The following is a 14,529-nucleotide window of genomic DNA, read 5'->3' as shown; positions in this document are numbered from 1 at the left end:
TACGAAGTAGCAATACGGGGCAAAAAGCATCTTTAACGGGAGTTATCGATACTTGTTACGGGTCAACTGTTTAACTCGGGCGAATACATCAACACCAAGCTGACGGTATACGTGAAGTAAATCTATTAGCACCCAGTTCTCGCGTATCATGCCGTTCTCATTGCGCCAAAAATCTAAGCTGCGCATAGTGATGGGCTTATCGTTTGGCACAATGCCAAGCCAGCCATCGCCTGAAATGGTCATGCTCATGCCAGGCCAGCCAGTGAACCCCACATAATTATTTTCGGAGAACAAATGGCCGTTTGCGGGGTCGCCCACGCGGTTAGGCATACCGTTTAAAAACGCTTCCTGATGGGTATTGCGAAAGCCTTGAATACCGCGTCCGGTACCAATACCAGATGGGCCATACCAGTTTGATTTAGGATGCCAGTATTTGTCTAGGTTCATGGCAGCAACACCGCCTTCGGCGAATTTTCCTAAACTATTTAGCATATCAAGTACAAGCTGATGGCTCTGTGCGGTAAGTGACTTGTCTTCTTCAAGCAAGTGTATTCCGTCTTGGGTTGTTGGCCCCGGCACATGCCACTCGGTACCTAAGCTTGGACTAAACGGCCAGCACTTTGCTTGCATCATGACTTCAGGCAAGTCCCAAATGGCTTGAACTTCCACTATGGTGTCGCCTTCAAAACGATAGAACTCATGAAAGCGCATATGAATTTGATCACCAGTCGCAGGGATGTCTAACCAGGGCTTTTCAAGACGCCCAGTGTAGTAACCACAGCAACCTAACCAGCGCAATTGTTTGTCGTCCTCGCCAACCATAATTATGGTATCGCGGCGCTCAAGATCGGGGACAGACTCCAGCAGTGGCGCATACACCTTATCTAGCATTTCGCGGTGGCCTGTCATGTCATCAAAAGGCACACAAAACTTAATGGCGGCATCCTGTGAAAAAAGGGTATCGCCCAGCGTTTTTAGCTTTTCGAGGTCAAAGTCGTACTGTGCTTCTCGAAAAGGAAGAAACGCTTTTTTCAGTGCTATATTTGAAAAAGTAGACATCGTATTTGCCTCTAATCAATAAATTCTGGGGCTTTGGCTGTGTCACCGCGTCGGGTCACATAAATTAATGCTACCTCATCACCTTGCTGCGCAAAACTGCGAACTGCGCCAATAGGTGTGGTAAATGTATCGCCTTTATTAAGAATGAGCGCTTCGCCGTCAATAAGCATTTTGATGCAGCCGTCTTGCACATATACTACTTCTTCCTCGAAGCGTTTGTGCGTAGTAATAAAAGCACCCGGCTTGAATTTAAGGGCGCGAACGCAGAATCCATGAGACCAGTTTAGCTTTGTTTCACCAAGCTTTTCATCGGCACTTGCAGGGCCGATAAGCGGTGCTTCCAAAACTTCTGTTCCTTGGGTTAATGCCGTGTTGTTGCTAAACGGGAAATCAGCTAAACGCACCACGCACTGCTCTAACGCTTCATCATCAATTACGCGGTGTTGCGCTATTTGTTCTGCCGATGTTTTTGGCATAGGCGCAACGCCTTCAGGAATTTTTTGTCCCAGAGTAGTATCAACTAAACCACCGTTTTCGAGCAAGACAAGCCCGTAGTCGCTGGCCATATCAAAAACTTGAGGAGCCCAAAGTACACGACCTGGATCGTCTTGTCCCAATACTGCGTAAAGGTATCCCGTGCCGTCGCCTACATTTTCAAAACCGCGAAACAAATCCATAGGAATAGAAATTATGTCGCCTTCTTCCATACGCACTACGGCATCGTTGCCTTCAACGCCAGTAGTAAAGTGCCAGCTACCTTGAGACACAACAAATACTTCTTCGGTTAGGTGGCTATGCTGCGAGTTAAGGCAGCCGGGAGGCTGACGAGCTCCGCCAATGTTAAAGCCGTGCGGAATAGCAATGTGAACATGCTGGTCAGGGTTTTCGGCGACACCTGGACCAATTATGGTGAAGTTCTCTTTTTGATCACTGCCTGGCGAGCGCGTATCGATAAACGCGTTGCGGCATGGGATTAATTCTTCATAGCGGACTAAACGCTCGGATAATACTGACACGGTGATACCTCGTATTTAATGGGCGGTCCAACCGCCATCGACTTTAAGACAACTACCCGTGGTGGTCATAGACAATTCACTAAGTAGAAATATGCACGCGTTAGCAACGTCTTCGACGCTGCCTAAGCGTTGTAAGGGAATGTTGTTCATCACCATTTCAGCAAACGCTGGTTCTTGAAGCATCGGCTCAGTCATTGGTGTTTTAATAAATGTTGGCGCTACGCTATTGACGCGAATATTATTCGGCGCCAGTTCCACAGCCATGGCTTTCGTTAAGCCTTCAATTGCGTGTTTGCTTAAGCAATAAAGCGTGCGGCCAGGAGAGCCCACAAAGCCCATTTGTGATGACATGTGAACAATGGATGGAGCCTGACTTTTAAGCATTGGCGTAATAGCGGCCTGCGCAACTTTGTATGCAGAGCGAATATTTAAATTCAAAATATCGTCAATATTCTCATCGCTCTGTTCTTGCATCGGCGCAACGCGGTTCGTTCCGGCGTTATTGATTAATCCATGGAGGAGGGGAAGTGCTTGGATCTTTTCATAAAGCGCCTTATCTTGAACATCTCCCACCCAAAAGCTTAGCCTTTCTGAACTCTCGTTCTTAAGCGCCACAAGGTCACTCTCGGTACGCGCCACAGCAATAACATTTGCACCACATGCGTCAGCCAATAAAGCACACGCTTTACCAATGCCTTTACCCGCACCTGTAACCAAAATTGTCTTGTCTTTTAATAGGTCTTGAGAGAAAGCCACATGTCACCTCAAAATAATAATTGCATTCGAAGTCATTCTTATGTAATTTTTGGTGAAGATCAAGATAAATGTTTGTTCGATTAATGTAACATCTCATTCACCTTTGTAGAGGAATAGACCGTGATCAAGTACTTGAAGCAAGGCAAGCAGGCTGAAGAAAAAGCAATTGATAATCAGAAAGTTAAAGAGATAGTTGAAAATATAATTAGCGATATTGAAAAACGCGGAGACGAAGCTGTTTCGCAATACTCTGGTCAGTTTGATAAATGGACTCCGGAGTCTTTCAGGTTGAGTCGTGAAGAAATTGACGCATGTTATGAGCAGTTAACCGAACAAGAGATTAGCGATATCAAATGGGCGCAGGAACAAGTTCGAAACTTTGCGACCATTCAGCGTGAGTCAATGAAAGACGTTGAAGTTGAAACGCTGCCCGGTGTAGTGCTTGGCCACAAAAATATTCCGGTAGATAGTGTGGGTTGTTATGTACCCGGTGGTAAGTATCCGCTGGTGGCTTCAGCACACATGAGCATTGTTACGGCAAAGGTGGCTGGTGTGAAACGGGTTATTGCTGCTACTCCTCCGTTTCAGGGTAAACCCGCACCAGCGGTAATTGTAGCCATGGACTTAGCCGGTGCTGATGAAATATATACCTTTGGTGGTGTACAGGCGATTGCCGCTATGGCTGTGGGCACTGATACTATTGAACCGGTAAGTATGATTGTTGGGCCGGGCAATGCCTTTGTGGCCGAAGCAAAACGCCAATTGTTCGGCCGCATCGGTATTGATCTTTTTGCGGGTCCAACAGAAACGTTAGTTATTGCTGACGACAGTGTTGATGGCGAATTATGTGCGGCGGATTTGCTAGGGCAGGCTGAGCATGGGCTTAATTCTCCGGCCGTGTTGCTTACCAACAGCGAGCAACTGGGTAAAGATACCATGGCCGAAGTAGAGCGCCAGTTAACTATTTTACCTACTGCAGATGTGGCCTCTGTCGCATGGCGAGATTACGGTGAAGTCATTGTATGCGACACCTATGATGAAATGTTAGAGGTCGCTAACGACCTAGCATTTGAGCACGTTCAAATTATGACGAAAGACGTGCCGTACTTTCAAAAGAACATGCGTAACTTCGGTGCACTGTTTTTAGGCCCTGAAACCAATGTGTCTTATGGCGACAAATGTATTGGTACAAACCACACTCTACCCACGAAGGGCGCAGGTCGTTATACTGGAGGTCTATGGGTTGGTAAATTCTTAAAAACCTGTACATACCAGCGTGTTACGGAAGAAGCCTCAGTGATGGTTGGCGAGTATTGTTCACGTTTATGTGCAATTGAAGGTTTTGCAGGTCACAAAGAACAGGCTGACATTCGATTACGTCGTTACGGAAAAAAATAATTGAATAAAAAAAATAGGGTGACGTCATATGACGTTGCCCACGCAGCAGGAGTCTCTCAGTCGGCAGTGTCGCGGGTATATCGCCCGGGCGTTAGCGTATCTAAGAAAACCCGTGAAAAAGTGCTAAAAGCCGCAGAGGAGTTAGGCTACAAACCTAACGCCATTGCACGCATGTTGATAAACCAAAGCACGGGCATGATTGCGGTAATTATTTCATCGCGAGCTAATGTGAACTTCCCCGAAGTGTTGGCACAGCTAAATAAACACATCGCTGAGAAAAACAAGCGGGTGCTGTTATTCACACTTGATGACGCAGAGCAGCTAGAAACGGTTATTGAGCAAATATTAGCGTACCAGGTCGACGGCGTAGTCGCGCTTACAGCGCACTTCGAACCCGACAGTGTCACGCAGTTTGCTAAACACAATATTCCAGTGGTGTTGTATAACCGTGAGCTTCCTGATCACAGTGTAAGCTCGGTATGTTGTAACCATGACCAAGGCCTTCGCATGTTGGTGGATATTCTAGTTAACCATCATCACCAGCACTTCTTAATTATGGCTGGCCCAAAAGATTCTGATGTGGCCCGCGCAAGGTTAAGTGGAGCAAGGAATGCCTTATTATCTCATGGGTTTACCGACACCAACGTGGTTTATGGCGACTACAGCTATGACTCGGCGAGAGAGTGCTTAAGTGCTTATGCCGAGAAAAATGCGCTTCCTACTGCAATTATTTGTGCCAACGACACAATGGCAATTGGTGCCATTGACGAAATACGGGAAAACCTGAATTTGCGGGTACCTGAAGATATTTCAGTTGTTGGGTTTGATGGTATCAGTGCTTCTTCGTGGCACAGCTACCAGCTGACTACCGTAAGTCAGCCAACCTATTTTATGACAAAAGCAGCAGTAGAAACCCTGGTTAACTTAATTGAGAGCCCTGATATACCGCCAGAGACACGTTACTGGCCGGGCAAGCTCATTGAAGGAAACTCAGTGGCCGCTGCGCCAAGAGATAATGAGTAAACTATTATTTATACCCGGAACCCTTTGTACCGGAAACGTTTTTACCAACCAAATAACGACCTTAACTAATGCTGGTCATCAGTGCATTACCTTAGAGTATGACCAGCATGACAACCTGAGTGATGTTGCCAGTCACGCGTTACATCTTTTTGATGAAGGCGAGCCATTCAGCATTTGCGCCTTTTCAATGGGCGGTATGGTGGCGTTTGAACTTTTAGCGCGCGTTCCCGAGCGAATTGAAAAAATAGCATTGCTAGACAGCAATGCACATGCAGACAAACCTCAAGGGCGATTAGCCAGAAGCGAGCATCTAAACTATGCCGTTTCGCATGGTTTAGAAACGCTTATTCACGATCAGTTTAGCAATGTATATCTACATAAACCCAATGAAGCATTAATGAAACTAATTGCTCAGATGGCGCAGGATACAGGAATTGAGAATTATAAAGCCCAGCTCGAAATTCTTGCAACGCGCCCGGATGCTAGCGAACTGTTAGCTAATTGCGCACATCCAATGCTGATAATTGGCGGTTGCAACGATGTACTTTGCCCGCCTTCAGAACAGCAAAGAATGCATAGCCTGGCGGCAAATAGCGAATTGGTGCTGATTGAAGACGCGGGGCATTTCGCAATGCTTGAGCAAAGCGCACAAGTGAACCTGCATTTGTATAACTTTTTCGGAGGCGCAGCACATGCTTAAACAAGCGCTTAAAAACAAGCAAAGCCTTTTGGGTACGTTCATAAAAACGCCCCATTACAATGTAATTGAAGTATTGGCGCACGCTAGCATGGATGTATTGTGTTTAGATGCTGAGCATGCACCATTTTCAAGACAGGATTTAGACACCTGTATTCTTGCGGCTAGAGCAGGGAACATGCCTGTTCTAGTAAGAACACCAAACGATGCCCCAGAAACACTGCTAAATGTGCTAGATATGGGCGCAGACGGTGTAGTTGTGCCCCATGTGAAAACGGCGGAACAGCTAAGTGCCATCGTAAGGCATTGTCACTACGGTGCTGGTGGAAGAGGCTATGCAGGTTCAAGCCGATTTGCAGGCTACACAACAAAGCCACTGAGTGAAAATTTAGAGGCGGGCAAAAACGTTAGTATTGTTGCCCAGCTTGAAGATTTAGACGCAATTGAGAACATAGAAGCCATTGCACACGTTGACGGTGTCGATTGCTTGTTTATAGGTCGAATGGATTTAACCGTAGCACTTGGCGAAACCAGTGCAGACGCCCCAAAAGTTAAACAAGCGGTTGAACACTTGGTTGAAGTAAGCCACAAGGCAGGAAAAGCTACGGGCATGTTCGTGGGTAATTTAGAAGAGCTGGCCTACTGGAAAGAAAAAGGCGTTTCTCTATTTTTATTAGGTTCTGACCACGGTTTTATGTTAAGCGGCGCCAAAGCACTGCGCGAGACGTTTGATAAGGCGTAAAAAGACGGAGTTGTACCTTTTTTGTTTTGATTGGGGCAGCCTTTTGGCTGCCTTTTTTAATGAACGTTGCGATTTTTTGTGTGGCTCTTGTCTCAATGCTATCGGTAAAGGTGCAGTGATAGATATTTGGCTGTTTTTGAAGTGCCTATGATTTGATGGAGTGAACACTCTAGTCCCCGTTTTCTATTTGTAAGTATTTGAATGGCAGGTGTGTACGTAGAGCAGCCCTCCAATTAGAAGCAGGTGAAATTCCTGTAATTCGCTTTAAGCAGCCTATAAGACTGCCAACCCTATAGGCGAAATACTCAGATTAGATCTGAGCTTATATAAATTAAGGTGTTCTTCTCAGACCAACCCATTTCCCCAAAAATTAGCCTCTTATGTCGTCTGCTGAATCAAAGCTGCAGCATGTTTAATGGCTTTTCGAATCCTATGATAGGTACCACAGCGGCAGATGTTGTCGCTCATAGCATCATCAATGTCATCATCGTTGGGATTGGGATTAGACTCCAAGAGTTTGACGGCGGTTAAAATTTGTCCCGCCTGACAAAACCCACACTGAGCGACATCTTCGTTTATCCATGCTTCTTGCACCGGATGCAGAATGTCATCGACCGCAAGCCCTTCAATAGTGGTTAGCGATGCACCCTCCACTTCTTCCATCGGAACAATGCATGGGCGGGCTAGTTCCCCGTCTTTAAAGATAGTGCAAGCGCCACACACCCCAACACCGCAACCATATTTTGGGCCAGTAATACCAAGTCGATCACGCAAGAGATACAGAAGCTCATCATCGTTTTCAGCGTCGATAGAAACCGGGTTATTGTTAACGTTAAATGTAATTTGTGGCATGAATTAACCCTCTGGATAGAAGTCACGAAGTGGAAAACGACGTGGTGCAATACCCGTCGCCCTAGCAAATGCGTTGGCTATCGCCGCTGCCGCCGCAGGCACTACCAACTCGCCTGCACCTCCCGGTGTTTCTCCGTTAGGCGGCATAAAGTGCACTTCAATATCCGGTGGCGTGTTGCGCATTCGAGCAATTTCAAAATCGCCGTAACTGCTCTCGCGTATTGCGCCATTGTCGAGGTGTAAACTGGTGCGAATCATGTAGGTAATGGCATCGGTTGCCGCACCGATAACTTGCGCCTCAAGGCCGGTTGGATTCAATACTCGGTTCACATCCAGCGCGACAACAATCTTGGTGACTTTACTTTCTTTCTCCGGATCTTTGAACGTTTGTAATTCAACAAGCACGGCAGCTCGAGACTTATACTCTTTATGCAACCCGAGGCCCTGGGCACGTCCTTTTTTCATTCTCCTTCCCCAATTGCCCTCTTGAGAAACTTTCCGCAGAACAGCTTTGGAGCGCTCATCATCCAGCATTTGTAATCTAAACTGGCATTCGTCCTTGTTCATTGCGCGTGCCAATTCGTCAACAACTATCTCGTTTGCGACGGCAGCTGTGCCGGAGTAGATGCCGCGCCAAGAGGAGGTTGGCACAACGAATTTTTTTTCGTTTAGCAGCAAGGAAGTTACACCAAACTTATATTGCACTAGTTGCGTTGAGTGCCAGACTGTCTGGCTGAAAGCAGCGGGAGCTAATTCTCCTCCCAATGCAGTAATACCGTCGCCAAAGCCATGTTCGAGATCCAATTCAGCGGTCGCAGCGCGATGGTCAAACGACAACACTTTTTTACCAATTAAAAAACCTCTAGTGTAAGTCGCTTTTACGTTGTGCAAGCTGAGCGGTCGTGCGCGGCCAAACTTTGTGTCGTCCTGTCGGGTAAACATAAGTTTGATGGGGCGGTTTACAATTTGTGAAATACGCGCGCCTTCAACTGCTGCATCAAAAAATAAGCGACGGCCAAATGAGCCGCCGCTCTGAATTACATTCACCTCAACGTCAGTGGGTAAGACTCCAAGTTCACGCGCAATTTTGGCTTGTGCTGCAAGGGGCGTCTTGGCGCCAGTCCATACCCTGATCTTTGAGCCGGTTGCATCAGCAACTGCTGTCATGGTTTCCATAGGGGCATGCGCCAAATAAGGAAAGATGAACTCGCCGCCAACCGAATCGGTAGCCAGAGGAATATTAGGTAAGGTTGGCAGGTTTATCGCACGTAACTGCTCAATGACCTCGGCGTCAGATAGATGTTCGGCAGCACCCACACTCCATGAAATTTTAAGTGCATCACGCGCCCGAAAAGCTTCGCCAAAGGAGCGCGCAACAACGGCCACGCCAGAGGAATTTGCATCAACATCCAACGGAACTTCTTTGATGGCAAGGACGCCGGGCAGGCCTATTGCCTCAGAATCGTCAAACGTGATCACGCGACCACCTAAGCTGGGTGGCCTAGCGACCACAGTGGGCATCGCGTCTGGTATGTCGAGATCCATCGCGAAATCTAGTTTGCCGGTAACAATATCGCGCGCGTCAGCCCGCTTTTGCCGCGTACCGATAATTTTGTATTGTGACGGATCTTTAGGCTTTGCCAGTCGAGCTGCATCGTTGCGTCCCTCAACACCTGCGGTGAGCTCAGAGTAAGCAATGCGGCTGCCATCGTTATTTATTGCAAAGCCATTTTCTGTACTAATATCGTTCACAGAAATCCCGAAATGCACTGCGGCTGACAATTTTATCTTGTGTAACAGCGCTGCCGCGACCTTGCGCAACGGATCCCAAAGAGAGGTTACGGCGTGAGAGCCTCCTGTAATTTGACCAGTCGCTCGTCTGATTTCTGCCGGAGATAAAGTCGCATCAATTGAGGACATTTCGACGTCTAGCTCTTCGGCAAGAATCATCATTGCAGCAGTTAATATACCTTGCCCTACCTCCATTCTTGGAAGCTCAAAACGGACACGGTTATCACTCGTTATCTTAATTAAATAATCGTAGTAGAAAGGGTCACCGGAGATAAGCAACAGATCTGTTAAATCCAGTTCATCTGCAAGTTCCGGTATTCCTAACAACCGGGCGTTGGCATCCTGAGGACGTATAGCTCCGCAAGTTATATGTAACGCAACAGCAAAACTCGACCCCTTAAGCATGTAACCAATAAACTTTCTTCGTCCGGTGTTTTCTAACTCGACACTATGCTCGTCATCACTACCGGATTGATCATGTTTCTGTGAGGAGGTAATCGTCTCTATTTGTTCTGCATGGTTGCTTTTTGTCATAAATTCTCCGTTTCAGGTCAAGACCTTCAATCGTTAACTTAAGCTTAAGAAAATTCGTTTATTTAACTTAGGTATTTGCAGATTGCTAAATAAATGTTAATGAGATGCTAACATTGCGTGCACTTTATTAAGCATTAATAATAATTAATACTAAAGTAGGGGGATCCCCTTATTGTAATAGCGACTTTACTCACTACGAACGCGATTTTCTTGATCAAAAGGGCAGAAGCTCACCACGGCCCGTGCTGGCTAATGGATAACTATCCGCTAGGGCATCGCTGGCTGCCATCAACGTGCCATCGCTGATTATGGACGGAGCATAAGAAACATTAACGCCATACTAGGCACAATGGCAGCCGTATTTGATTCTGGTAGGTTTTCCTAATAGGTGTTTTGAAGAAAATATGAAATGAGTTTTCGCCAAGGTAATTCAGTGAACTGAACTGTGATCCTAAAATTCGAAATGAGATTTGTGGAAGTTCTTGCCTCAACATATAGTATGCTCAAGCTCTCGCATGTTTTGCAACTTATGCATCAAAGTCAAAACCATCGTGGGATGGTGTAGTCGTCAAAGCTTGAGGTTTGTGCGGGTTCGAAAACCTGCTGGGCTCGACAAGTATTGGCGGTAATCGGAGAGTCTAATTTGTCTATATGCATTATTAATTTGTTGATGTCCGCTTGACTGAACGGTCATCAGCAGTAATACAAGGGGCTATAGCCTCAGATCACTTATTATCACTTTTTACGTTTTTATGAATGTTTTCCATATAGGAATCTGAGACCAGGACCGAAGTTCAAGGAAATTTTCTGAATATCCGCTCCTTGCCAACAGCCGTCCCTTAAAACTAAAGCATCCACAAAAAAACTAACCCCTCAACCTCTAATCACCACTAATAGAAAGCCAAAAAAAACGCCTCTACACACGGAGAGGCGCAAAATTCTAACGTATCAAATTTTAGTGACTGGAAGCTGATACGTTAGCTTAAAAAGGGTGGTTAGAAGGGAAGGGGGGCACCAAAGCGTTTTTCAAACGCGATAGAATCAACTACCCAGTACTCGCTCACAATCTTATTCTCTTTAAACGTAAGCATGGTTGCTAAGGGCAGGCGCACGCGTACTAGGCCGTTATCAGTCTTCAGGTCTGCATCTATTCGCCATCTAACTAGCGCGTTACTTTCATCAGCTATTACTTGTTCCAACTGGCAATAACGGCGGTGTAACTTTCCCTCAAGTTGAGTCAGCCAAGACGAGACTGAAGGGGAACCTTCTTTGTTTAACACTTGGCTATTTACGCTAATATGGGTAGCGTCACTGTATAGTTCTTTGATGCCAGCCGTGTCGAAGCCTTGCCACACTTGCCACCATCGCGACAGTAGCGCCTTGCTCTTATCGCTAGTGTTACTTGCAACCACATCGTTAATGCCCGCATGGGTTGTCTTAAGATGAAGTTGAGGGTCAAATTCGCTCAGCTGTAATGGGTCTGGCTCCGGCCAAAAAGGTAGCGACATCGAGTTGTCATAGCCAGGGGCTTCTTTTGTATTGTAGTGTGCCGCTAGTGAAGCACTGTCTACCCATTGAAGCAATTGCTTGATAGCGCCATTGCGATGTTCGCATTGTGCAATAAAGTATGTGGTGGTCGATGCTGATGAAAGACAAAATACGCCTGCTTCAACATCACCACTTTGCACCTTCGCGCATAATTCAAAGGTCTCAAAATGCGTTGTAATATCAAGCCAATTAGCCATTAAACCCCGTTGCTGAATTGGCCCGTAGTGCAGTCTTTCTCCTAAAAGCCAGCGGCTTGAATGAAGCAAGGCAGCGGTAAGTGTTTGTGTGTCTTGTTTTTCTAGCAACTGCTGAATTGTGCTTAACATGCTTATGCCTCCGTCGCTTGTGGTAGTTTGCGCATAAGGTTTGCCAACGCTGCTACTTCGTCAAACACCGTAAACTCCTTGGCTATTACACCGTCTTCAATCTCAAAATGAGTTGCACCTAAAATGTAATGGGGTTGCTGATTAAACTGCGCATATTTGCTTTGTGTAGCATTGTAATGACCTGCCAGTCCCCACCTAAGCGCAATGTTCACGCGATTGTCGTCGTAATGGGTAACGCAAATGTGATCTACTACCATGTTGGCGTCTGGGCAACTGGCCAAGTACTTAATGAACATGCCGCCAATAGCTGCATTGCCAGTGGCTTGGCGTCCGCCCGGCCACTGCACTGACGCATTAGGTTTATAAAAGTCAGAGAGCTTATTGAACATGCGCTTATTGAAGATTTGGTCGGCCCATGATTTGGCAAAGTCGCCCCACGGCTTGTCTTGTTCTGGCAATGCTTCCCAGCGCGATGCCTCGTTAGCACATGTTCGTGCGTACTCTTCATTTAGCCATTGGGTAAACGTGCTCGAAACAGGAAACTTGGCTTGAAACGCTGCAGCATCGTCTAGCTCAATACCAAGCTGAGCGATAAGAAAGCTATTGTCTCGCATTAGCCATTCGTAAAAAATCTTATTGTCTCTGCACATGCAGTCTGCAATGGTGGTTACACGCCCGGTTTTGCCTGTTGGCGCGCCAAATTCAGAGGGGCCCTTATTGGTCATAATACTGGTGATACGGTGCGACGAATAATACACATCGTTGGCTTCTTCACGGTAAATAACGTCTTCACCTATAAGCGACCTGTCAGGGAAGGCGGCAATGGTTTTTAACGTATTTTGAACCACCACATCAACACTGTCGGCATAACCGCCAAGCGTATGTACCGGGCAGTAGTCAGCATAATAATCGTAGCAAGCGCCAATATTTTTCTGCTCCCAAATACGATGGGTAATGCGCAAAATATAGTCTGCTAAGTCGACAAACTCTTCATCGAAACCCGCTAAGGTTTGCGTTTTACTTCGTGCAGGGTCCAGCATGTCATGCAGAGGCTGCCAATACACCGTTTTTGCTATGGATGTTTCGCTCATAGAATCTCCCTCAAAAGCGCTGAGTTTGGCTTTTAAAACATAAATTGAATTGAAAATAAGAACACGAGTGTGAGTAAGAAGAACCCAAACAATATGTAGTTGATTGGGTCTACGCGGCCGGGTACGCGATACCATCCTTGCTCTTTCTCATCGAGACCTTCGCGCGCGAAGTGTTGCTGCTGCCCTTTAATGGTATAAGCGTTGTATTCGGTTTGAACGCCATCGATAAGGCGACTAGCAATCATAGACACCACAATGTTGGCACTTGCACCTATGATGCAGTACCAAGGCCACGCGATATCTGTATTTAAGGCCACTAAAGTCACAACAATAAAGCCGCTTAAGGTACCAATGATCAGGCCATTTTCGGTTGTTTGCTTAGAGAAAAATCCTAAGAAGAACATGCCCATTTGCGCACCTACAAAATAGGAGCCTACTTTAGACAAAATTTCTAAAATTGAGCCTTCACTGAATAGGTGGTAGCCAATTGCTGGAAAAATAATAAGTACGGCGAAGAACAAGGTGAAAATACGTGAAGCCTTAAGGTAATGGGCGTCCGACGCGTCTTTCTTGAAGTATTTGATGTAGAAATCGATAGTTGCCACTGTCGATAGCGAGTTAAATGAGGAGTCTAGGCTAGACATGGAAGCGGCCATAACCGCGGCTGCAATAATGCCCATTAAACCCGGCAAGCCGTAATCGGTTGCGAACTGCAAAATGATTGTGTTGCTGTTTTCGAAGGTTTTGCCTTGATAAAAGTCGTAGAACAACACGCCAAGTACAATGAAGAAGAAGTAGATGAAGAACGCGCAGAAACCCATTAATAAATAAGATTTTTTGGCGTCACCAATATTCTTGGCAGCCAGCGTTCGCTGCACCATCATTTGGTTGGTGCCGTATACGGTGATGTGGTACAGCGTCATAGCAATAATGCCGCTCCACACTGTAGTTTCTTCAGTAAAGTCGAAGTCCCAATTAAGTGGGTTTAATTTACCCTGAGCTTTAAGCTCGCTCATTGATGAAGATAGCGTAGTGTCGCCGCTTTCAAGCAGGGCGTACATAATGATGCCCGCGCCCACAAATAAGATCACTGACTGAATAACGTCAGTCCAAATTACGGCAGTAATGCCGCCCATCATGGTGTAGATAAGCGCTATGGCAGTAACTATAACGATAGACCACACTACAGGTACGCCAGTAATGAACGACAACACAAGAGAGGTAGCATAAAGAATAGCTGCTGAGCTCATGATTTGGCTTAGCATAAAAATGCTGGATACCATGGCGCGGGCACGCTTGCCGAAACGCCGTTCTTGGTAATCGTAAATGGACGCGACACCCGCGTTATAGAAGAATGGGAAAAAGAATATGATTACAGCCATGATGACGAGAGGGTAGTTCAAATGAAGTGCTATAACGGATAGCCCCTCTGAATAAGCCCAGGCTGGTGCCCCAAGAAACGTCATGGCGCTAACGTAAGTGGCAATAACCGAAATACCTATTGCCCACCACGGAGTTTGTTTTTGACCGAGATAAAAATCGTCGGAATTTTTTATATTTTTACCAATCACCAAACCTAGCAACAGGTTGGCAATGATGTACCCGCCTAAGATAGACCAGTTTAAAACGCCAAAATTTTCAGTCATATTCTTTACTCTGCCTGCTTAATAAGCGCGCTTTCTATTTACAATAATAT

General features: G+C 46.2%; 12 protein-coding genes. 4 read left to right on the top strand and 8 right to left on the bottom strand.

The features are described 5' to 3' along the window. Window positions 1–42: 42 nt before the first annotated feature. From PCAR9_RS16105 to PCAR9_RS16095, 3 genes are read right to left on the bottom strand one after another with little or no spacing between them, the layout of a single operon-like run. Window positions 43–1,059, bottom strand: coding sequence for an ester cyclase (locus PCAR9_RS16105; protein WP_179984486.1), 1,017 nt, complete (start codon window positions 1,057–1,059; stop codon window positions 43–45). 11 nt (window positions 1,060–1,070) lie between these two features. Beyond that, the gene (locus tag PCAR9_RS16100; protein ID WP_179984485.1) at window positions 1,071–2,075 is read right to left on the bottom strand and encodes a cupin domain-containing protein; all 1,005 of its coding nucleotides are present in this window, start codon (window positions 2,073–2,075) and stop codon (window positions 1,071–1,073) included. 15 nt (window positions 2,076–2,090) lie between these two features. Further along, window positions 2,091–2,831 carry an SDR family NAD(P)-dependent oxidoreductase gene (locus tag PCAR9_RS16095; RefSeq protein ID WP_179984484.1) on the bottom strand — a complete coding sequence of 247 codons (741 nt, stop codon included), beginning with the start codon at window positions 2,829–2,831 and terminating at the stop codon, window positions 2,091–2,093. Window positions 2,832–2,951: 120 nt separating this feature from the next. On the opposite strand from PCAR9_RS16095, the gene hisD reads away from it, so the two are divergent. Genes hisD through PCAR9_RS16075 form a run of 4 tightly spaced genes read left to right on the top strand, consistent with a single transcriptional unit; the run spans window position 2,952 to window position 6,691 of the window. Beyond that, window positions 2,952–4,229 carry a histidinol dehydrogenase gene (gene hisD, locus PCAR9_RS16090; protein ID WP_039235455.1) on the top strand — a complete coding sequence of 426 codons (1,278 nt, stop codon included), beginning with the start codon at window positions 2,952–2,954 and terminating at the stop codon, window positions 4,227–4,229. Continuing rightward, a complete protein-coding gene (locus PCAR9_RS16085; RefSeq protein WP_014950649.1) occupies window positions 4,230–5,252 on the top strand; it encodes a LacI family DNA-binding transcriptional regulator in 1,023 nt (340 codons plus the stop codon). Beyond that, on the top strand, window positions 5,245–5,952 hold the full coding sequence (locus PCAR9_RS16080; RefSeq protein WP_179984483.1) for an alpha/beta fold hydrolase: 708 nt from the start codon (window positions 5,245–5,247) through the stop codon (window positions 5,950–5,952). The genes PCAR9_RS16085 and PCAR9_RS16080 overlap by 8 nt, the downstream gene beginning before the upstream one ends. Further along, complete coding sequence (locus PCAR9_RS16075; RefSeq protein ID WP_179984482.1) at window positions 5,945–6,691, top strand: HpcH/HpaI aldolase family protein; 747 nt, start codon at window positions 5,945–5,947, stop codon at window positions 6,689–6,691. Before PCAR9_RS16080 ends, PCAR9_RS16075 begins: the two co-directional genes overlap by 8 nt. Before the next feature lie 378 nt (window positions 6,692–7,069). Here the strand turns inward: PCAR9_RS16075 and PCAR9_RS16070 are convergent, their stop codons facing one another. The 5 genes from PCAR9_RS16070 to PCAR9_RS16050 form a co-directional block, all read right to left on the bottom strand. After that, on the bottom strand, window positions 7,070–7,543 hold the full coding sequence (locus PCAR9_RS16070) for a (2Fe-2S)-binding protein (protein WP_014950646.1): 474 nt from the start codon (window positions 7,541–7,543) through the stop codon (window positions 7,070–7,072). Window positions 7,544–7,546: 3 nt separating this feature from the next. After that, on the bottom strand, window positions 7,547–9,868 hold the full coding sequence (locus PCAR9_RS16065; RefSeq protein WP_179984481.1) for a xanthine dehydrogenase family protein molybdopterin-binding subunit: 2,322 nt from the start codon (window positions 9,866–9,868) through the stop codon (window positions 7,547–7,549). A gap of 995 nt (window positions 9,869–10,863) precedes the next feature. Continuing rightward, window positions 10,864–11,742: a nuclear transport factor 2 family protein gene (locus PCAR9_RS16060; protein ID WP_179984480.1), complete on the bottom strand. Its 879-nt coding sequence runs from the start codon at window positions 11,740–11,742 to the stop codon at window positions 10,864–10,866. Window positions 11,743–11,744: 2 nt separating this feature from the next. After that, window positions 11,745–12,833: a nuclear transport factor 2 family protein gene (locus PCAR9_RS16055; RefSeq protein ID WP_039226041.1), complete on the bottom strand. Its 1,089-nt coding sequence runs from the start codon at window positions 12,831–12,833 to the stop codon at window positions 11,745–11,747. Window positions 12,834–12,865: 32 nt separating this feature from the next. Further along, window positions 12,866–14,479, bottom strand: coding sequence for a sodium:solute symporter family protein (locus tag PCAR9_RS16050; protein ID WP_014950641.1), 1,614 nt, complete (start codon window positions 14,477–14,479; stop codon window positions 12,866–12,868). Window positions 14,480–14,529: the final 50 nt, after the last annotated feature.

This window comes from Alteromonas macleodii (assembly GCF_903772925.1).
Lineage (GTDB): Bacteria > Pseudomonadota > Gammaproteobacteria > Enterobacterales > Alteromonadaceae > Alteromonas > Alteromonas macleodii_A.
The sequence above is the reverse complement of the archived record's forward strand: the minus strand, read 5'-3'. Positions and strand labels throughout refer to the sequence as shown.